The sequence below is a fragment of the Pseudoflavonifractor sp. An85 genome, assembly GCF_002161235.1.
Taxonomy (GTDB): Bacteria; Bacillota; Clostridia; order Oscillospirales; family Oscillospiraceae; genus Enterenecus.
The window spans coordinates 1-18,618 of the sequence record NZ_NFHE01000013.1 but is presented as its reverse complement, the minus strand read 5'-3'; the positions used below and the strand labels follow the sequence as shown (position 1 = coordinate 18,618).

Here is an 18,618-nt window from a genome sequence, read left to right as displayed (position 1 = left end):
CCTTTGAAGCGAGGATTGCTTGCCCTGGCCCTGGCTGTCGCCATGGTCCTGACCGGATGCAGCGCCATGTTGGAGCGCAGCTATGTCTCTTCCACCACCCACCTGGACTACTCGGTGGCGGAGGACTCCTCCATCCTGCGGGTGGAGACGTACCAGGGCCTGGTCAATGCTCTGCTGTACTTTGTCAACCAACACGCCTCCACCGGCACGCTGCGGCTGTACAATTACACCGGAGACGTGGAGGCAGACCTGGAAAGCGCCTGTCACGAGGTCACCACCGAGGACCCCTTGGGCGTATTTTGCGTGCGCTCCATGCGCTACGACAGCACCCGTATTCTCACTTATTACGAGGTGGATGTTCGCATCACCTACTCCCGCTCGGCCCAGGTGGTGTCATCCATTCAGACTGTCTCCGGCCTGTCTGGGCTGCGCAGTGAGTTGACCCGGGCGATTTCCACCCGCCAGAACCAGAGTCTCTCCCGGGTGTCCTACTTCTCCGGGGACGAGGAGATGGTGCAAGCCCTGTTCTGGCAGGCCTATTACGGCATCCCCCGTCTGGTCCTCTCTCCACCCCAGATTTCCGTCTCTCTCTATCCTTCCACCGGTTCCCAGCGTATTGTGGAGGTCAATATAACTTGGCCGGACGGTCAAAATGGCCTGGAGGAGTACGCCAAAGCCGTGGACGCTGCGGTGGAGCAGCTGCTGGAGCGCACCTCCTCCGAGACCTACACCGTGGAACAGCTGCTGGAACTGGTGGCCCAAGAGGCGGTATTCTCCTCCACCGGCTCCCTCACCGCTCTGGACGCTCTGTCCGGCAAGGCCTCCAGCGATCAGGGCCTGCTGCTGGGGCTGGAGGCAGTGCTGCAAGGTGCGGACATCGAGGCCAACATGGTGGTAGGCACCTTCCGAGGTAACCCCACCACATGGCTCATTGTCTCCACCCCTCAGGGATACCGCCACTTGCTGGCCCAGTCCCTCCACTCTGACCAAGACCTGCAACTGTACACCGACCAGCAGCTCACCGACCAGGGCTACACCTGGCCCACGGCCCTCTATCCGGCGTGTCTGGAGAGCACCGAGGGGTAACGTGCATAAACCAAAGGAGCGGATGTCTATGACTCCTGAAAATGCCAGGGATTTTGTAAAGAACAATTACAGAAATCTACCCAGTTTTGACATGTTTTTTGGTATGTTCCTGGCGTATCTTTTATTCGGTCTCATACCCTTAGGATGGTCCTTCATGACCGGCATCTGGTGGGCCTCCATTCCATATTGGACAGCGGTGGTGGTGTGTGCCGTGGCCATGATCGTAGTCCGTACCCGTCCTGCTACCATCTCCTATCGGCAGACCTTTCTTCTGTCCGGATGGCTGGGAGTGAGTGACTCGCTGTTTTTTCTGCTGTTTTGTACCTCCTCTCTCCAAAGCCTTTTCCCCCACGCGTTGCTTCCCTGTGCCTGGCTGATAGGGCTGTGGCTGGCGGTGGCCGCCGTGGTGGTGGTGGGAGCCCGGTATTGGGCCTGCCGGGGTATCTACGCCCAGACACCACTCCCACACCCCATAGGCATCCTACTTCTTCCCCTGGCAGCTGGTCTATTGGGCGGCGGGGGAGGTTGGGTACTGGCCTATCCACCGTCATCGGATATCACCCCCATCTTCGTGGTTGTTGGCTTCTTTTTTGCCGTCTCAACCATCTTTCTCCTGTCTACTCCCCACCTGCTGCGGGCCCACTACATCAAGAAATTTTCCATTTCAGGCCCCTCCGGTCTGGCTTACACTCCCACCGCCCCAGGCCAGCGTCCTCTACCCCTGCGCCTGCTGATAGGGCTGGGAAAGTTTCTTCTGAAAGCTCTGCTGTGGATCGTGGCCATCATCCTGTTGGTCTATGCCATGTACTACATTCTTCTATTTTTCGGGGTAACACCGTCCCGCTCTTGATGCACAGGTGTCACAGAGCAAACTTTTTTCACAAACTTAGAAAAAACCTGTTGACAAAAGGGATGATATCTGGTATCATCCCTTTTGTTGTCGCGAGTGTAGCTCATCTGGTAGAGCGCCACCTTGCCAAGGTGGAGGTAGCGAGTTCGAGCCTCGTCACTCGCTCCATTGTATGGAGATATGCCTATCTGGGTATATCTCCATTTTTTCTTGCCTTGGGAACTCGCTACCTCCACCTTAACTTGAAATCTGAGGTTGGGGGCCCCGCAAAAGCCCCCGGCTTTTGTGGGTACGGAAGCGAGTTCGAGCCTCGTCACTCGCTCCATTGTATGGAGATATGCCTATCTGGGTATATCTCCATTTTTTCTTGCCTTGAGATCTCGCTACCTCCACCTTAACTTGAAATCTGAGGTTGGGGGCCCCGCAAAAGCCCCCGGCTTTTGTGGGTACGGAAGCGGGTTCGAGCCTCGTCACTCGCTCCAAATAAAAACGGTCTGACTTAGGTCAGGCCGTTTTCATTTGGTATCCGTAAGTTATTTCAATGCTCGCCGGAAGTCAATTCCGGCTGTGCCAAGGTTTTCGCCTCAGGCGAAAACGCTTGTACGGCGCACCCGCGCCGCCCCGCCTTGCGGGGCCCCCGTGGTGCAGAAACTCACCACCCCCACACATTTTTGATTTTCCCCTTGACAAAAACGCTCTTGTCTGGTAACATACCTCTTGTCGTTGCGAGTGTAGCTCATCTGGTAGAGCGCCACCTTGCCAAGGTGGAGGTAGCGAGTTCGAGCCTCGTCACTCGCTCCATTGTATGGAGATATACCTATCCGGGTATATCTCCATTTTTTCCTGCCTTGGGAACTCGCTACCTCCACCTTAACTTGAAATCTGAGGTTGGGGGCCCCGCAAAAGCCCCCGGCTTTTGTGGGTACGGAAGCGGGTTCGAGCCTCGTCACTCGCTCCAAAAAAGAAGGTCTGACCTCTGGTCAGACCTTCTTTTTTGCTATCCGCAGGTTATTTCTCGCAGTACCGCCGCACCAAATCCAGAGCATGGTTGGCCGCTAAGGTGCGCACCCGATCCCGGCGCTGGGCGGCCCCGCCCAGGTGCAGCTCCACCACCTGGCACCCCTGGGGGGTAGCCAGGGCCACATACACCAGCCCCACCGGGTTACCCCAGTCGTCGCTGTCCGGGCCTGCCACGCCGGTGGTGGACACCGCCAAGTCGCACCCCAGCACCTCCCGGGCACCCAGGGCCATCTGTCGGGCTACTTCCCCGCACACCGCCCCCTGGGAGTCCAGCAGCTCCTGAGACACCCCCAGGACGTTACTTTTCACCGCGTTGGTGTAGCTGACCACACCGCCCCGCAGCACTGCCGAGGACCCGGGCACATCGGTGATGCGCTTGGCGATGAGCCCTCCTGTGCAGCTCTCCGCCGTGCCCAGGGTCAGCCCCTTCCGGGCCAGCAAAGGCACCACCACTTCCTCCAGAGAGGACACATCCGCCCCATAGATCTGATCGCCCAACATGGCCCGCACTTCCTGCTCCACCGGGGCAATCATGGCCTGGGCCTGCTCCACGGTGTCTGCCTTGGCGGTGATGCGCAGCTCCACTTCTCCTTCCTTGGCGTAGGGGGCCAGGGTGGGATTGGTCAAGGCGTTCATCTTATCCCGCAGCAGCTGCTCCACCCCCGACTCTCCCAGGCCGAAGATGCGCAGGGTGCGGGAGTGAATGACCCCTTGGGTGAGCTGGGAGAGGTAGGGAACCGCCTGCTCCCGGAACATGGGAATGCACTCCCGAGGCGGACCGGGAAGCATCACCACGTGCACCCCGTCCACGCAGAAGGCGCACCCGGGTGCGGTGCCCCAGTGGTTTTCCAGCACCGTACAGCCTTGGGGCAAATAGGCCTGCTGCAGGTTATTTTCCGTCATTTCTCGGCCCGACTTGGCAAAATACGCCCGGATGCTCTCCTCACATTCCGGATGGTACTCCAGGGGCAGCCCAAAGGCCTGGGCCACCACCTTCTTGGTCAGATCATCACAGGTCGGCCCCAGTCCGCCAGTGGTAATGATGACATCCGCTCGGCTCCGGGCTATCTCCACCGCCTGAGCAAGCCGTCCCGGATTGTCCCCCACCACTGTGTGGTGGTACACATTGAGTCCCATGCCGGAGAGCAGACGGCTTAAGTCCCGAGCATCGGTATTTAAGGTGTTTCCCAGCAGCAGCTCGGTGCCCACTGCCAGCAATTCCACTTGATGTTCCATATGCAGTTTCCTCCTGTGGTCTTTGCTGTTATCCTATTCTCCCCGCGCCCCCTTGTCAATGCCCACATCTTTCTCACTTTAGCGCATCAGAAAAAAAGGGCTTGCATTTTCCCACTCGTTGGGATATAATGACCTCACTTCATCTAGCGAGGTTTGTAGCGATGACTCACACCACTGCTCACAACTTCATGGCTTATTATGGCTTTACTCGATTTACCGGGTACGGCTATTTTGTCATGGAACAACGCGGCATTGAGTGAGCCTTTTTGCACCCAGCTTTTGGGGGCAAAATCCAACATACCGAAATGGAACGCTCATTGACGCATGTGGCAGTCAATGGGCGATTTTTCATTTTATGCCACCACAAAGAAAGGAAGAATTGACCATGGTTATTGTCATGAAACCCACCGCCACCCAGGATACCATCCAGGGTTTGGCCCATCAACTGGAACAAGACCATCCGGAAGTACGAGTCAGCATCACCAAAGGTGTAGGGTGCTCCATTCTGGGCCTGGTGGGAGACACCTCCCGCATTGACCAGGATAAAATCACCATCCACCAGGACGTGGATCGGGTCATGCGGGTACAGGAACCCTACAAGAAGGCCAACCGCAAGTTCCACCCCGAGGACAGCGCTGTGCGCATTGGAGATGCCGTTATCGGCGGCGGCGGGTTCACCGTCATTGCCGGTCCCTGCTCCGTGGAGAGCCGGGAGCAGATCATTGACGTGGCCCAGTCGGTGAAGGCCTCCGGGGCCTCCCTGCTGCGCGGCGGCGCCTTCAAGCCCCGCACCTCCCCCTACGCCTTCCAGGGCATGGGCACTCCCGGCCTGGACCTGCTGCTGGAGGCCAAGGCGGAGACTGGCCTGCCCATCGTCACCGAGCTGATGAGCCCCAAATACTGCGAGCTCTTCGAGGAAAAGGTGGATATGGTGCAGATCGGCGCCCGGAACATGCAGAATTTTGACCTGCTCAAAGAGGTGGGCAAGATGTCCAAGCCCATTTTGCTCAAGCGGGGTCTAGCCAACACCTACGAGGAGTGGATCATGTCCGCCGAGTACATCATGGCCGCCGGCAACGAGAACGTCATTTTGTGTGAGCGGGGCGTGCGCACCTTTGAGACCTACACCCGCAACACCCTGGACCTGTCCGCCATCCCCGCCATCCGCCGCATGAGCCACCTGCCCATCGTGGTGGACCCCTCCCACGCTGCGGGCATGTACTGGATGGTGGAGCCTCTGGCCATGGCCGCCGCCGCTGTGGGCGCCGACGGTCTGATGATCGAGGTACACAACAACCCCGCCTGCGCTCTGTGCGACGGGCAGCAGTCCCTCACCCCTGAAAAGTTCCGCCGCCTCATGGATAAAGTGACCCCCCTGGTGGAGCTGATGGGCAAGACACTCACCTAAATCAAACCGAAGAGAGGAGTTTGAACCATGGCCATGTTGGAACGCACCTTCAGCGGAGACTTTCACGAAGTCCTTCACACCCTGCACAACACTATTTTGAATGGCAGCATGTCCGCTTCCTATGAGAATGGTAACGACTACATGATGGGAGACACCCACTGTGCCATACGCATGTACGAACGGTACAGCGCCATGGGAAGCAACCGGGTGGCCCTGTGCCTGATGCTCACCGGGTTGGGTGACCAACTCCACCTCACCGCCATCACCGCCGGTGGCAGTCAGGCCATGTTCTTCAAAATCAATACCTGGGGCGAGGATGCCTTTTTGGACACCCTGGCCCAGGCCGTAGACAAACTCTGAGAGGAGATTTTCCCATGCTCACCCTCACAGTCCCCCTCCCCGGGCGGGAGTATGACATTCTCATTCAACCCGGCCTGCTCCCCCAGGCCGGGGGCTACATCTGCTCCGTGCTCCCTGGAGCCCGCAAGGCAGCCCTGGTCACCGACTCCCATGTGGCCCCGCTGTACGGCGAAATTGTAGCCCACAGCCTCTCCCTGGCCGGGTTCCAGGTGGAGACCTTCGTAGTCCCCGCCGGAGAGGAGAGCAAGTGCTCGGACCAGCTGGCCAAACTGTGGAGTGGCTTTGCCCGCTTTGGTCTCACCCGCACCGACTGCGTGGTGGCCCTGGGCGGCGGCGTGGTGGGGGATCTGGCGGGTTTTGCCGCCGCCACCATGCTGCGAGGGGTGGCTTTCATTCAGATTCCCACCACCCTGCTGGCCCAGGTGGATTCCTCGGTGGGGGGCAAGGTGGCCATCGACCTGCCGGAGGGAAAAAACCTGGCCGGTGCCTTCTATCAGCCCCGGCTGGTGCTCATGGACCCCACCACCCTGGACACCCTCCCCGACGAGACCTTTGCCGACGGTATGGCAGAGGTCATCAAATACGGGTGCATTGCAGACCAGAGTTTTTTGGAGTTTCTGGGGCAGCACGCCACCCGCTCGGCCATCATGGCCAACATCGGCCATGTGCTCCACACCTGCTGCCGCATCAAAGCGGAGGTGGTGGCGGAGGACGAACTGGACACCGGGCGGCGGATGATCCTCAACTTCGGCCACACCCTGGGCCACGCCTATGAGCTGGCAGGCCACTACCGAACCTACACCCACGGGCAAGGGGTGGCCACCGGAATGGTACGAGCTGCCGAACTAGGTATCTCTCTGGGCCTCACCCCCGCCCACCTGTCCGGGTCCATTGCCCGGCTGGTCTCCGCCTTCGGCCTGCCCACCGCCATCCCCTGCACCCAGGACGACTACGCCGCCGCCATTGGTTTGGACAAGAAAGGGGCGGGCTCCTCCATCTCTCTCATTCTCTTGGACCGCCCCGGCCACGCCGTGGCCTATCCCATGGAAAAGCAGCAGCTGCTGGCCATGCTATAACGAGGTATTTTTATGAACGTCACCATTACCCCCACGAAACTCCATGGTCCCGTCACCCCGCCCCCCTCCAAAAGCCAGGCCCACCGGCTCATCATCGCCGCCGCCTTGGCAGAGGGGGAGAGCGTACTCCACAACGTGGCCCAATCCCAGGACATTCTGGCTACCATCCGGTGTATGAAAGCCCTGGGCGCCACCTTTACCTGGGAAGGCTCCACCCTCACGGTGCAGGGCCTCACCATGAACCGCCCCCACTCCTCCCTCCCCCACCTGGACTGTGGGGAGTCCGGCTCCACCCTACGCTTTCTCATCCCCATCGCTCTGGCGGTGGCAGGCGGCGGGGTGTTCACCGGCCAGGGGCGGCTGATGGAGCGGCCCCAAAAGCCCTATTTTGATCTTTTCGATGCCAAAGGCGTCTCCTACACCCTGGAAAACGGGGTGCTCACCGTACAGGGCCAGCTTCCCGCCGGGGACTACCCTCTGCCCGGGAACGTATCCAGCCAGTTTGTCACCGGCCTGCTCTACGCCTTGCCTTTGGTGGAGGGCACCTCCACCATCACCCTCACCTCCCCCCTGGAGTCGGAGGACTACGTGGCCATGACCCGGGACGCCCTCACCGCCGCCGGGATTGCTCTGGACGGCTACACGGTCCCCGGCGGTCAGCACTACACCCCCATACAGGGAGCCGTAGAGGCGGACTGGTCCCAGGCCGGCTTTTTCTACGCCGCCTTGGGGCTGGGCAATGATCTGGACATCCAGGGCCTAAACCCCCGCTCCAAACAGGGGGACCAGCGGATGGTGGGCTTTTATGAAGCCCTCACTGGGCCGGAAACGGACCTCACCCTGGACGTGAGCCAGTGCCCCGACCTGGTGCCTCCTCTGGCGGCGTTGGCGGCCGGTATGGAGGGGAAAACCTGCCACATTGTGGGGGCGGCCCGGTTGCGCATCAAGGAGAGTGACCGGCTGGCCACCACCTCCCAGGTGCTCTGCGCCCTGGGTGCCCACGTGGAAGAGCTGGCGGAAGGGCTCACCATTGTGGGCAAAGCCCAGTTGAACGGTGGGGTCACCGTCCCCTGCCACAACGACCACCGCATCGCCATGATGGCGGCGGTGGCGGCCACCCGCTGCACCTCTCCCATCACCCTCACGGGCGCTCAGTGCGTGGCCAAATCCTTCCCCGACTTCTGGGAGGTCTACCAGCAGTTGGGTGGAAACATTGTAAAAAGCGAGGAAACTCTATGAAATACACCATTTTTGGCGAATCCCACGGCCCCGCCATCGGGGTCACCCTCACCGGCGTGCCCGCCGGTCTGACCCTGGACTGGGACGCCATCGCCAAGGACATGGCCCGTCGGGCCCCTGGCAAGTCCCCCCTGGCCACTGCCCGAAAGGAAGCCGACCAGGTACAAGTGCTCTCCGGCGTGTTTGAGGGCAAAACCACCGGTTCCCCCCTGTGCGCCATGATCCCCAACACCGACACCCGAAGCGGGGATTACAGCCGCACCAAGGATTTGGCCCGCCCCGGCCACGCCGACTACCCCGCCCATGTGCGATACCAGGGCTTCAACGACTACCGGGGCGGCGGTCACTTCTCCGGGCGGCTCACTGCCCCGCTGGTGTTTGCCGGGGCCATCGCCAAGCAGATTCTGGCCCAGCAAAGCATCTATGTGGGCGCTCACATCAGTTCTATCTACGGCGTGAGCGATGAGGCCCTGGAGGACTGGGACACCCTGAAAGGGGTGGCGGACAAGGAGTTTCCCGTGCTGGACGACCAGAAGGGCCAGGAAATGCAGGAGGTCATTTTGGAGGCCAAGGAAGACCAGGACTCCGTGGGCGGGTCCATTGAGTGCGGCGTGTTCGGCCTTCCAGCCGGGTACGGCTCCCCCGACTTTGGAGAAAACGCCGAGGGCATCTTCTCTCAGTACCTGTTTGCCATTCCAGCGGTGAAGGCGGTGGCCTTCGGCGCTGGCACCGCTTTCTCCCTCATGCGGGGCTCGGAAGCCAACGACCCCCTGTACGTGGACGAGCACGGTCAGGTGGGGGCCGAACAGAACTGCGCCGGCGGCATCAACGGCGGCATCACCAACGGCATGCCCCTGGTGTTTGAGGTGACCATGCGCCCCACCCCTTCCATCGCCCGCACCCAATTTACCATTGACATGAGCCGCATGGAAAATGCGGAACTTTCCTTGCAGGGACGGCATGACCCTTGCGTGGTGCCCCGGGCAGTACCGGTGGTGGAAGCCGCCGCCGCTCTGGCTGCCTGCCAGTTGCTGGGCATCTAATCCACTTTACCTTCAGGAGGCCATTCCCATGGACGAATTGCAGCAGTTGAGACATGAAATAGACGGCATTGACCGGCAGATGGTGGACTTGTTCCGCCAGCGCATGGCTGTCACCGCCCGGGTGGGCCAATACAAACTGGAGCGTGGCCTGCCGGTGCTGGATGCAGCCCGGGAGCGACAAGTGCTGCAAAACAAGGCCCAGCTGGTGGAGGGGGAGCTTCGCCCCGGAGTCACCACCCTTTTTCAGACCATCATGTCCATATCCCGCCGCCAACAGCGGGATATGACCCACGAACGGGCGGACAACCCCGGTTTGCCCCGGCTGCTGAGCGCCATGGCGGGCATCCAGGCCCCGGTGGACACCCCCCGGGTGGTCTACCAGGGCGTGCCGGGGGCGTACAGTGAGCAAGCCTGCATCAACTTCTTCGGCCCAGGGGTGCAGGCCACCGGGCTGGAGCAGTTTGAAGACACTTTCCTGGCCCTGAAAGAGGGACGGGCAGACTACGCCGTTCTCCCCATCGAGAACAGCTCCACTGGGGCCATCCGGCAAATTTACGACCTGCTCACCCAATATGAGTACTTCATTGTGGGGGAGACCACAGTGAAGGTGGAGCACTGCCTCATGGCTCTGCCTGGGGCTACCCTGGACACCATCACCCACGTATACTCCCATGAGCAGGGGCTGTTCCAAAGCGAGCAGTTTTTAAATCGCTATCCCCACTGGAAGCGGGTGCCCCAGGCGGACACCGCCGGGTCGGCTCAGATGGTGGCCGAAAGCGGCGATCTTACCAAAGCTGCCGTGTGCTCCGCCCGGGCCGCCCAGCTCTACGGGCTCAACATTCTGGCCCAGGGCATCAACCACAACTCCCACAACACCACCCGTTTCGTGGTGGTATCTCCTCACATGGAGTTGCGGGAGGGGGCGGACAAAATCAGCACTGTGTTCCTCCTCCCCCATCAGGCCGGTTCCCTCCATGAAATTCTCACCATCTTCGCTGTCCATGGGCTGAACATGGTGAAACTGGAGTCCCGCCCCATGCCAGAGCACAGCTGGGAATACATGTTCTTTTTGGAGTTCACCGGAAGTCTCAACACCCCGGAAATCGCCGATGTGCTCCATGAGCTCTCCCAAACCACGGGAGATTTTCGAGTGTTAGGCAACTTTGTGTCGAATTTGGAGGGATAGAAATGAAGAATATTGTCCTCATTGGCATGATGGGCTGTGGAAAAACCACCGTTGGACAACTGCTGGCCCAACAGCTGGGCCGTCCCTTTGTGGACTGCGACACCCTCATCGAGGGCAACTCCGGGCGCACCATTGCAGAGATTTTTGCCCAGGACGGAGAGCGGGGCTTCCGCTCTCTGGAAAGCCAGGTGCTGGAGCAGGTGGGAGGCCAGGACGGTCTGGTCATCGCCACCGGTGGTGGGGCGGTGCTGTCGAGAAAAAACGTGGCCTCTCTGCGCCGCAATGGCATTTTGGTGTTTCTTGACCGCCCCATCGGAGAGATCTGCGCCACCCTGGACATCCAGGGCCGTCCTCTGGCCCAGGATGGGCATGAGGCTTTCGTGGAGCGCCATCTCCACCGTCTGCCCCACTACCTCACCGCGGCGGATGTGCTCATCCACGACTTTTCCACACCTCAGGCCACCGTTGCGGAGATTTTGGAGAAAATCTCCGAGCTGGGCAAAAAGTTTCTCATCCTCAACGGCCCCAATTTGAACCTGCTGGGCAAGCGGGAACCGGGGGTGTATGGCCACGAGAGTTATGAATCCCTGTGCGCCATGATTCAGGCCTACGCCAAAGAGCACAACTCCACCGCCACCTGCTTCCAGTCCAACCACGAGGGGGCCCTCATCGACCAGATTCACGCCGCCGACGGGGTCTTTGATGCCATTATCATCAATCCCGGCGCCTACACCCATTACAGCTACGCCATTTTCGACGCCATCCAGGCAGTAGATACCCCAGCCTTCGAGGTGCACATCAGCAACATTCAGGCCCGGGAGTCCTTCCGCTCCGTCTCGGTCACCGCCCCCGCCTGCGTGGGCCAGATCTATGGTCTGGGCTTTGAGGGGTACCTACGGGCCATGGACTTCTTCCTCAAGGGAGGGCAGTGAGCCATGCTCCAGGTCATTGGGGATCCCGTTCTCCACTCCAAATCCCCCCTCATTCACACCGCCATGCTCCACCACCTGGGACTGGATCTATCCTATACCCCTCAGGTGGTTCCCAAGGGGGGCTTGCCGGACTATCTGGCCTGGGCCAAGGCCCACAGCGTCACCGGCTTCAACGCCACTATGCCCCACAAGGAGGATCTGATCCCCCTGATGGACACCCTGGGCGAAGATGCCGTCCGATGTGGGGCGGTGAACACGGTATGCCTCCGGGACGGCGCATGGGTGGGCCACAATACCGACGGAGAAGGCTGTCTGGCCGCTCTGCATCATCAGGGCCTGTGGCCTGCCCGTGGGGTGGTCATTTTGGGTGCTGGTGGAGCCGCCAAAGCCGTGGCCCTGCGCTTAGCCCGGGAGAATCCAGGCCCCATTTGGGTGTGCAACCGTACACGGTCCAAAGCCCAGCAGTTGTGCCAGTTAGACCCCGACGGGGTGCTCACGCCTGCTGACTTTGATCCCGGCACCCTCTCCCACCTGTGCAGTCAGGCTCAACTGGTCATCAACTGCACCAATTTGGGGATGGATGGCTGTCCTCACCAGTTTGAAGACTTCTCTTTTTTGGATGCTCTGCCCTCTGGCAGCGGGGTGATGGATTTGATCTACCATCCCGCTAAAACCCAACTCCTCCATCAGGCCCAGGCCCGCGGGCTGGGGGTATGCAACGGCCTGCCCATGCTGGTCTATCAGGCCATCTTCGCCCTGGAATACTTCTTAGACCGCCAGCTGCCTGGTGAGGAGCTGGCCCAGGTGGTATTTCAGGCTTTACAGGCATAAAAAAACCGCTGCCCGTATGGGCAGCGGTTTTCTGCTCGCTTACAGCTCGATATCCTCGTAGTCGTCGTACTCGGAGGAACAGAAGCAGCAGTTTGCCTTCTTCTCCTCCACCTTGTCGGCAATGGCGTAGAAGGTGTCCACAATTTTGTCCCAGTATGCCATAACCAGACACACCACGGCGCTGACGGCCATGGCCACAGCAGCGGCCTTCAAGATAAAGCGGATGACTTTCATGTTCAGTCCCTCCTTGTGTGTTTCGGTACGTCATAGTTTACACGATTTGTACCGAAAAAACAATGGGAATTGAAAAAAATTCACAACTACTCCCGCCGTCTCCCATTCCTTCCCGGCCGCTTTCCACATTTTTACCACAAAGGGGCAATTTCTCCCGAAAAATTTCCATCCTTTGTACACCCTCTGGGGGAAAACTCCCCTTGTTTTTTTTCGAGAAATGGAATACAATGTATAGACTAAAGCATTGACGCAACTTTGCAACTCCACTCTTACCATAGAAAGGAAGGGTTCCATGAAGATACAAACTGAAAAGGGCCGCATCCGCATTGCCAGCGAAGTATTCAGCAACATCACCGGTGCTGTGGCCACCAGCTGCTACGGCGTGAAGGGTATGGCTTTCCGCTCCAAAACCGACGGTCTGGTCCACCTGCTGCGCCGGGAGTCCATGTCCAAAGGCGTCAAGCTGGTCTATCACGAGGATGATTCCGTGTCCATTGAGTTGCACATCATCGTGGACAACGGGGTAAACCTGGTGGCAGTCAGCCGCTCCATCCAAAGCGAAGTGAAATATAACGTCAACCGTCTGACTGGCGTGGAGGTGCGCAGCGTTTCCGTGTGCGTGGACTCCATGGTCATTGGCTGAGGGTCAGACCGGATAGAAAGGAATTTGCTGAACTATGATCGATATCATTGATGGCGCTCTGTTTCAGCGCATGGTGGTGCATGCTGCCGCCTCCATCAACGCCCAGAAGCAGAGCATCAACGAGCTCAACGTCTTCCCTGTGCCCGACGGCGACACCGGCACCAACATGTCCCTGACCATTGGCACCGCCGCTGCCGAGGCTAAGAAAAAGCCCGCCACCACCATCAGTCAGGCTGCCGCCACCAACGCCTCCGCTCTGCTGCGGGGCGCCCGTGGTAACTCCGGCGTCATCCTGTCCCTGCTGTTCCGCGGCGTGTCCAAGGCCCTCAAGGAGCATGACACCGCCGACGGCGTGGTGCTGGCCGCCGCCCTCAACGAGGGTGTATCCGCCGCTTACAAGGCAGTTATGAAGCCCGCTGAGGGCACCATCCTCACCGTCTCCCGCCTGTCTGCTGCCGCTGCCACCGAGGCCGCTCAGGAGCAAAACAGCGCCGAGCACGTGCTGGAGGCCGCCATTGCCCACGGCCAGGAGGCTCTGGCCGAGACCATCAACCAAAACCCCGTACTGAAGAAGGCGGGCGTGGTGGACGCCGGTGGTAAGGGCTACCTCATCATCCTCCAGGGTATGCTGGATGAAATGCGCGGCATTCCCGCCCCTCAGGGCGAGGAGGACGAGGCTCCCAAGGCCAAGGACAAGGCGGATTTCGCCTCCTTCGAGACCGGGGACATCACCTTCGGCTACTGCACCGAGTTCATCTGCTCCCGGGACAACACCAAGGACCCCGAGCTGCTGCGCTCCTTCCTCAACGGTATGGGCGACAGCCTGGTACTGGTGGACGATGACGAGATCATCAAAGTCCACGTCCACACCAACCACCCCGGCCGGGTGCTGGAAGAGGCGCTGACCTACGGCGCTTTGCTCACCGTGAAGATCGAGAACATGCGGGAGCAGCACACCGAGATCCTGGAGGAGGTCCACCAGGAGGAGGAAGAGGCTTCTGCTGTGGCCCCTGCCGAGAAGAAGTACGGCGTGGTGGCCGTATGCGCTGGCGGCGGCCTGGCCTCCGTGTTCCGGGACCTGGGCGTGGACGGCATCATTTCCGGCGGCCAGACCATGAACCCCTCCACCGAGGACATTCTGCGGGAAATTGCCCGCACCCCCTCCGAAGTGGTGTTCGTGCTGCCCAACAACAAGAACATCATCATGGCCGCTCAGCAGTGTGTGGGCCTGGTAGATGGCAAGGAAGTGGTGGTCATCCCCACCCGTACCGTGCCCCAGGGCATTTCCGCTCTGCTGATGATGGATCCCGAGGGCGAGGTGCAGGACAACGTCACCGCCATGCAGGACGCTATGGCCAACGTGCACACCAGCGAGGTGACCTACGCCGCCCGTAACTCCGACTTTGACGGCTTCGCCATCAAGGAGGGCGACTACATGGCCCTCAGCGACGGTCAGCTGTTTGGCACCGCCCAGTCCATGGAGGAACTGCTGGAGAACCTGGCCCAGGCCGAGACCCAGCAGAATGCCGAGTTCATCAACATCTTCTACGGCGAGGACGTGGACGAGGAGTCCGCCGGCAAGGCCCTGGAGCTGTTCCAGCGTCTGTGCCCCAACGCCGAGATCACCCTGCTCAGCGGCGGTCAGCCCGTGTACTACTATATGATCTCCGCAGAATAACCAAGAGCCAAAAGGCGGTGCAGCAAAAGCTGCACCGCCTTTTTTATGCCGTTTTGGTCTCTTGTCTGGGCAGCACCCGCACTGTCACCAGATGGTGGAACACCCAGGCAAACACCATACCCAGCAACACCCCCAGAAGGGTATCCACAATGCGCAGCACCACCGCGTCCTGCACGCCGTGAATGGCAGTGCCCATCATCAACGCCCCGAAGCAGTTCATAGCCGTTTTGTACCGGTAGTCGGTGCAAAATCCCAGGCACACACCGCCTAAAGGCCCCATCATAGGGTGTAACGCCTCAGGAAGCACCAGATACAACAGGAAGTAGGCTCCCGACCCTGCCAGCACCCCCACCATGCGCTGCCACACCCGGGTGCGGGTGTCATGGGAGTAGGGGTATTGGGACAGCAGCGACGCGCAGGCAAAGCCCATCCAGATAAACCGCTGCACCTGGAGCACGCTACCCAGGGTGAGCACCAAACTTACCCCCAGGGCCATGCGCACCTGCCAGAGGTTTGTCAGAGAGGTGAGGGAAAACCGCCGCACCACATGGTGAAAGCGCACCTGGGTGTGGGCCTGGCGATGCTTTTTCACCAGAATGAGGGCGCAGATTGCGTATCCCACCAGGGCCAACCCCGCCCGCTGAAGCAGCACCTCCCCCTGCACCGGGTTGCCGGTGAGGTAGACGTAGGAAAAACCGCACAGACCGCCGTTGCCCAGTTCCGGGCGCTGGCTGGTAATGGTCAGCAAGGCGAAAAACGCCACCCCGTGGAGGACAAACAGGGGGATAGGCGGGGCCATCAGGGCCAGAGTGGGGGCCACCAACAAAATCAACAGCACCACCGCCAGCGTCACCAGAGACTCCCGGACGCAGTACTCAAAATTCACAAACCGGATGGACAGCATCCAGCAAAACAGCACCACCGCCATGGGGGAATTCTCCTGCCCAAAGATTTGGGACAGGCCTCCAATGAAGAGGATGGCAAAGGCCACAATGAGCAGGGATCGGGCCGCCATGATGGCGTAGTAATACCGCTTCTCCTTGGGCGAGTCGCTGTTGCGGATGTACTGCTTCAAAATGGCGGGGTCCAGCTGCAACCCTTGATATACACCCATCATACCTTTCTCCCCTTCTCCACTTGGTTGACCACCTGGTCCACCTGGGCCAGCAGCTCCGCAAAGATGGGGCCTACCTGCCGCAGCAAGTCATAGTAGGGGGTCCAGATTGGCCTCACACTGGTTTTTCAGCTCCTCCAGACCTAGCTCGGTGAGGGACAGGCAATAGCTCCTCTCATCCCCCGGCTGGGGCTGTTTGGCGATATATCCTTTTTCCGATAGGCTTTTCAGACAGCGGCTCACCGCCTCTTTTTTCATGCCGCTGCACTGGCTGAGCTGCATGGGCCGATTCTGGCCGGGTTTCAGATACAGCCAGGACAGCAGTTCCCATTCACTGGCCGTCAACCGTCCCGGCTTCTGGGGCAGCAACAGCCGGATGAGCCGCTGCATCTGCTGCTGGTAGTGCATCACATCCGTCCATTCCAATTCCATGTTTCCTTCGCCTCCATATAGTTAACAGCGTTAATTATATGGAGGCACCCATGCCTTGTCAAGAGACCTTTTTCTCTTTCTCCAATTCCTCCAGATTTCATGCAACTTTTCACCCCTCTTTGCATATACTACATGGTATACGGGGGAGTGTGGCGGCAAGGGCGCCCATTCTCCCATAGAATTTCATAGAAACGGAGCGATATACCATGTTCTTGCAAAGCACACCCCCGAAAACCACCACTCCCACGCCCGACGTGGACGATCTCATCTTCATGGGTCAGGCTGGGCCAATCGTCAGCCAGCGTTGAGGGTTAAAAATCATCTTTTTGACGGGAATCTCCCCCCTTTACAACCCATCCGCCTTTCTATATAATATATGGGATATATTATGGCCATGGGCCGGTTAAAGGATGAACGAACATGCTTCAATTTGACGAATACAAGGTAAAACTCAACAACCTCAAGCCCGAGCTGGAAGAGCTGGGTCAGGCCCTGGATTTGGAGAGTGCCGAGCGGGAGTTGGATATGCTCCAGGCCGAGTCCGCCTCTGACGGGTTCTGGGACAACGTGGAGAAGGCCCGCAAGATTCAGCAGCGCATCAGCCAGCTGGAGGGTAAAATCAACGCCCAGGCCAAACGTCTGTCCACCTGGGACGATTTGATGGTCATGTGCGAAATGGGCAACGAGGAGGAGGACGAATCCCTGGTGCCCGAGGTGGAAGAGGGCTTCGAGGGGCTCATCCGCAACATGGAGGAGGCCCGTCTGGCCACCCTGCTGTCTGGTGAGTACGACTCCGCCCCCGCCATTGTCTCTCTCCAGGCCGGTGCCGGCGGCACTGAGGCCCAGGACTGGGCTCAGATGCTCTACCGCATGTACACCCGTTGGGCCGAGCGCCACGGCTTTACCTACTCCATTCTGGACTACCAGGACGGCGACGAGGCGGGCATCAAGTCCGCCACCATCCGCATCGACGGCGAGAACGCCTACGGCTATTTGAAGAGCGAGCACGGGGTGCACCGCCTGGTGCGCGTCTCCCCCTTTGATGCCAACGCCCGCCGTCAGACCTCCTTTGCCGCCGTGGAGGTCACCCCCGAAATCGACGACAGCGTGGAAGTGGAGATTCGCCCCGAGGACATCGAAATGCAGGTCTATCGCGCCTCCGGCGCTGGCGGCCAGCACGTCAACAAGACCTCCTCTGCCGTGCGACTGATCCACAAGCCCTCCGGCCTGGTGGTGGCCTGCCAAACCGAGCGAAGCCAGCTGCAAAACCGTGAGACCTGTATGAAGATGCTGCGCTCCAAGCTGATCCAGATTAAGGAGCAAGAGCACCTGGACAAGATCTCCGACATCAAGGGCGTGCAGCTGAAAATCGAGTGGGGCAGCCAGATCCGCTCCTACGTGTTCATGCCCTACCAGCTGGTAAAGGACAACCGCACCGCCTTTGAGACCTCCAACATCAACGGCGTCATGGACGGCGACCTGGACGGCTTCATCAACGCCTACCTCACCGCCTCCGCCACCGGCAACTGGGCCACCAAGTAATTGCATCAACCATAAAATTACCGCCCTGGACTACGGTCCAGGGCGGTTTTGTCATTCCATCCGGGTGCAGGTCACTACATATCGGTAGGTGTTGGTGGGATAGGGGTGGCAGGAGATCAGGGTGAGCAAATCCGCTCCCCCCTGGATATACAGGCACTCCACCTCATCCGGCTCCACCACCTGAATCTGGGACACCTGATAGCGCAGCACCCCCCAGAAGTTGCGCACCTCCACCACGTCTCCTACCTCCAACCGGTCAATGTTGCGGAACATGGGCGCTTTGTAATACCCTCGATGCCCTGCCAACACACAGTTGGTGTTGTCGCCCCCAATGGGGTAGGAGGTCTGGGTCATGTGGGCGGCTCCCAAGGCCAGATGTTCCTGGCTGGCGCCCAAATAGATGGGCAGCTCCACCCCCATCTTTTCTACGGATAGAAAGCCAATGATTCCATCCTCCAAGCCGTATTGGGACAAATCCAAAGCGGATGTCTCATAGGAAAACGGGTCGGTGAGCTGGGGCTGATGCCCCTCAAACAGTTGGCGGTTCTCCTCCTGCAGCCGTTGGTACAGCTCCTCCAGGCCGTGGTCGTTCGGGCTCTCCCCCTCCGCCTGCTGCAAAAACGTCTCCTTTTGCTTCTCCACCCCCTGGGCATAGCGCCAAGCGGTGAACTTGGGGTAGAGCAGCACGCCCCCGCCTGCCACCAGCAA

General features: G+C 59.8%; 18 protein-coding genes, 2 tRNA genes and 1 pseudogene. 16 read left to right on the top strand and 5 right to left on the bottom strand.

Annotated elements, in window-relative coordinates; all coding sequences use genetic code 11:
* The first annotated feature begins 3 nt into the window (after nucleotides 1-3).
* The 4 genes from B5G37_RS07685 to B5G37_RS07670 all read left to right on the top strand — a co-directional run bounded on the left by B5G37_RS07685 (nucleotide 4) and on the right by B5G37_RS07670 (nucleotide 2,737).
* Nucleotides 4-1,086: a hypothetical protein gene (locus tag B5G37_RS07685; protein WP_087256124.1), complete on the top strand. Its 1,083-nt coding sequence runs from the start codon at nucleotides 4-6 to the stop codon at nucleotides 1,084-1,086.
* Between the two features lie 154 nt (nucleotides 1,087-1,240).
* A complete protein-coding gene (locus tag B5G37_RS07680; RefSeq protein WP_087256121.1) occupies nucleotides 1,241-1,936 on the top strand; it encodes a hypothetical protein in 696 nt (231 codons plus the stop codon).
* A gap of 92 nt (nucleotides 1,937-2,028) precedes the next feature.
* Nucleotides 2,029-2,104: transfer RNA gene (locus B5G37_RS07675), tRNA-Gly, on the top strand.
* 557 nt (nucleotides 2,105-2,661) lie between these two features.
* Nucleotides 2,662-2,737, top strand: a tRNA-Gly gene (locus B5G37_RS07670).
* A 207-nt stretch (nucleotides 2,738-2,944) separates the two neighbouring features.
* Here B5G37_RS07670 and B5G37_RS07665 read toward each other — a convergent pair.
* Nucleotides 2,945-4,192 carry a competence/damage-inducible protein A gene (locus B5G37_RS07665; protein WP_087256119.1) on the bottom strand — a complete coding sequence of 416 codons (1,248 nt, stop codon included), beginning with the start codon at nucleotides 4,190-4,192 and terminating at the stop codon, nucleotides 2,945-2,947.
* A gap of 385 nt (nucleotides 4,193-4,577) precedes the next feature.
* Here B5G37_RS07665 and aroF point away from each other — a divergent pair, with 385 nt between their 5' ends.
* The 9 genes and pseudogenes from aroF to aroE all read left to right on the top strand — a co-directional run bounded on the left by aroF (nucleotide 4,578) and on the right by aroE (nucleotide 12,267).
* A complete protein-coding gene (aroF, locus tag B5G37_RS07660) occupies nucleotides 4,578-5,600 on the top strand; it encodes a 3-deoxy-7-phosphoheptulonate synthase (protein WP_087256118.1) in 1,023 nt (340 codons plus the stop codon).
* Nucleotides 5,601-5,627: 27 nt separating this feature from the next.
* A complete protein-coding gene (locus B5G37_RS07655) occupies nucleotides 5,628-5,960 on the top strand; it encodes a DUF6054 family protein (protein WP_087256116.1) in 333 nt (110 codons plus the stop codon).
* A 14-nt stretch (nucleotides 5,961-5,974) separates the two neighbouring features.
* Nucleotides 5,975-7,036, top strand: coding sequence for a 3-dehydroquinate synthase (aroB, locus tag B5G37_RS07650; protein ID WP_087256114.1), 1,062 nt, complete (start codon nucleotides 5,975-5,977; stop codon nucleotides 7,034-7,036).
* A 12-nt stretch (nucleotides 7,037-7,048) separates the two neighbouring features.
* The gene (locus B5G37_RS07645; protein ID WP_087256112.1) at nucleotides 7,049-8,275 is read left to right on the top strand and encodes a 3-phosphoshikimate 1-carboxyvinyltransferase; all 1,227 of its coding nucleotides are present in this window, start codon (nucleotides 7,049-7,051) and stop codon (nucleotides 8,273-8,275) included.
* On the top strand, nucleotides 8,272-9,318 hold the full coding sequence (aroC, locus tag B5G37_RS07640; RefSeq protein WP_087256110.1) for a chorismate synthase: 1,047 nt from the start codon (nucleotides 8,272-8,274) through the stop codon (nucleotides 9,316-9,318). Before B5G37_RS07645 ends, aroC begins: the two co-directional genes overlap by 4 nt.
* Before the next feature lie 28 nt (nucleotides 9,319-9,346).
* Complete coding sequence (locus B5G37_RS07635) at nucleotides 9,347-10,504, top strand: bifunctional chorismate mutase/prephenate dehydratase (protein ID WP_087256108.1); 1,158 nt, start codon at nucleotides 9,347-9,349, stop codon at nucleotides 10,502-10,504.
* A 2-nt stretch (nucleotides 10,505-10,506) separates the two neighbouring features.
* A pseudogene (locus B5G37_RS15735) lies at nucleotides 10,507-10,980 on the top strand (shikimate kinase); the annotation flags it as partial.
* Between the two features lie 18 nt (nucleotides 10,981-10,998).
* Nucleotides 10,999-11,436, top strand: coding sequence for a type II 3-dehydroquinate dehydratase (aroQ, locus tag B5G37_RS15730; RefSeq protein ID WP_242962820.1), 438 nt, complete (start codon nucleotides 10,999-11,001; stop codon nucleotides 11,434-11,436).
* A gap of 3 nt (nucleotides 11,437-11,439) precedes the next feature.
* The gene (gene aroE, locus B5G37_RS07625) at nucleotides 11,440-12,267 is read left to right on the top strand and encodes a shikimate dehydrogenase (RefSeq protein WP_087256103.1); all 828 of its coding nucleotides are present in this window, start codon (nucleotides 11,440-11,442) and stop codon (nucleotides 12,265-12,267) included.
* A gap of 39 nt (nucleotides 12,268-12,306) precedes the next feature.
* Here the strand turns inward: aroE and B5G37_RS07620 are convergent, their stop codons facing one another.
* Nucleotides 12,307-12,501, bottom strand: coding sequence for a hypothetical protein (locus B5G37_RS07620; RefSeq protein ID WP_087256100.1), 195 nt, complete (start codon nucleotides 12,499-12,501; stop codon nucleotides 12,307-12,309).
* Between the two features lie 292 nt (nucleotides 12,502-12,793).
* Between B5G37_RS07620 and B5G37_RS07615 the strand changes: the two genes are divergently transcribed.
* The gene (locus tag B5G37_RS07615; RefSeq protein WP_087256098.1) at nucleotides 12,794-13,144 is read left to right on the top strand and encodes an Asp23/Gls24 family envelope stress response protein; all 351 of its coding nucleotides are present in this window, start codon (nucleotides 12,794-12,796) and stop codon (nucleotides 13,142-13,144) included.
* A 34-nt stretch (nucleotides 13,145-13,178) separates the two neighbouring features.
* Nucleotides 13,179-14,822 carry a DAK2 domain-containing protein gene (locus B5G37_RS07610; protein WP_087256095.1) on the top strand — a complete coding sequence of 548 codons (1,644 nt, stop codon included), beginning with the start codon at nucleotides 13,179-13,181 and terminating at the stop codon, nucleotides 14,820-14,822.
* A 43-nt stretch (nucleotides 14,823-14,865) separates the two neighbouring features.
* Here the strand turns inward: B5G37_RS07610 and B5G37_RS07605 are convergent, their stop codons facing one another.
* The gene (locus B5G37_RS07605; RefSeq protein ID WP_242962817.1) at nucleotides 14,866-15,939 is read right to left on the bottom strand and encodes an FUSC family protein; all 1,074 of its coding nucleotides are present in this window, start codon (nucleotides 15,937-15,939) and stop codon (nucleotides 14,866-14,868) included.
* A gap of 87 nt (nucleotides 15,940-16,026) precedes the next feature.
* Nucleotides 16,027-16,368 (bottom strand): helix-turn-helix domain-containing protein, encoded by a 342-nt coding sequence (locus B5G37_RS07600; RefSeq protein WP_242962815.1) that lies wholly within the window; start codon nucleotides 16,366-16,368, stop codon nucleotides 16,027-16,029.
* 420 nt (nucleotides 16,369-16,788) lie between these two features.
* Here B5G37_RS07600 and prfB point away from each other — a divergent pair, with 420 nt between their 5' ends.
* Entirely contained in the window at nucleotides 16,789-17,910 is a 1,122-nt protein-coding gene (prfB, locus tag B5G37_RS07595; protein WP_087256093.1) for a peptide chain release factor 2, read from the top strand.
* 51 nt (nucleotides 17,911-17,961) lie between these two features.
* Here prfB and B5G37_RS07590 read toward each other — a convergent pair.
* Nucleotides 17,962-18,618 (bottom strand): class C sortase (locus tag B5G37_RS07590; RefSeq protein ID WP_143482900.1); only part of this gene is annotated, 657 nt, incomplete at its 5' end.

Bases quoted from the DNA above. Each gene is read 5' to 3' on its own strand.
- aroB (WP_087256114.1), top strand. From the start codon at position 5,975: ATGCTCACCCTCACAGTCCCCCTCCCCGGGCGGGAGTATGACATTCTC.
- aroC (WP_087256110.1), top strand. From the start codon at position 8,272: ATGAAATACACCATTTTTGGCGAATCCCACGGCCCCGCCATCGGGGTC.
- B5G37_RS07655 (WP_087256116.1), top strand. From the start codon at position 5,628: ATGGCCATGTTGGAACGCACCTTCAGCGGAGACTTTCACGAAGTCCTT.
- aroF (WP_087256118.1), top strand. From the start codon at position 4,578: ATGGTTATTGTCATGAAACCCACCGCCACCCAGGATACCATCCAGGGT.
- B5G37_RS07665 (WP_087256119.1), bottom strand. From the start codon at position 4,192: ATGGAACATCAAGTGGAATTGCTGGCAGTGGGCACCGAGCTGCTGCTG.
- B5G37_RS07620 (WP_087256100.1), bottom strand. From the start codon at position 12,501: ATGAAAGTCATCCGCTTTATCTTGAAGGCCGCTGCTGTGGCCATGGCC.
- B5G37_RS07645 (WP_087256112.1), top strand. From the start codon at position 7,049: ATGAACGTCACCATTACCCCCACGAAACTCCATGGTCCCGTCACCCCG.
- prfB (WP_087256093.1), top strand. From the start codon at position 16,789: ATGCTTCAATTTGACGAATACAAGGTAAAACTCAACAACCTCAAGCCC.
- B5G37_RS07610 (WP_087256095.1), top strand. From the start codon at position 13,179: ATGATCGATATCATTGATGGCGCTCTGTTTCAGCGCATGGTGGTGCAT.
- B5G37_RS07680 (WP_087256121.1), top strand. From the start codon at position 1,241: ATGACCGGCATCTGGTGGGCCTCCATTCCATATTGGACAGCGGTGGTG.
- aroE (WP_087256103.1), top strand. From the start codon at position 11,440: ATGCTCCAGGTCATTGGGGATCCCGTTCTCCACTCCAAATCCCCCCTC.
- B5G37_RS07605 (WP_242962817.1), bottom strand. From the start codon at position 15,939: ATGATGGGTGTATATCAAGGGTTGCAGCTGGACCCCGCCATTTTGAAG.
- B5G37_RS07615 (WP_087256098.1), top strand. From the start codon at position 12,794: ATGAAGATACAAACTGAAAAGGGCCGCATCCGCATTGCCAGCGAAGTA.
- B5G37_RS07635 (WP_087256108.1), top strand. From the start codon at position 9,347: ATGGACGAATTGCAGCAGTTGAGACATGAAATAGACGGCATTGACCGG.
- B5G37_RS07600 (WP_242962815.1), bottom strand. From the start codon at position 16,368: ATGGAATTGGAATGGACGGATGTGATGCACTACCAGCAGCAGATGCAG.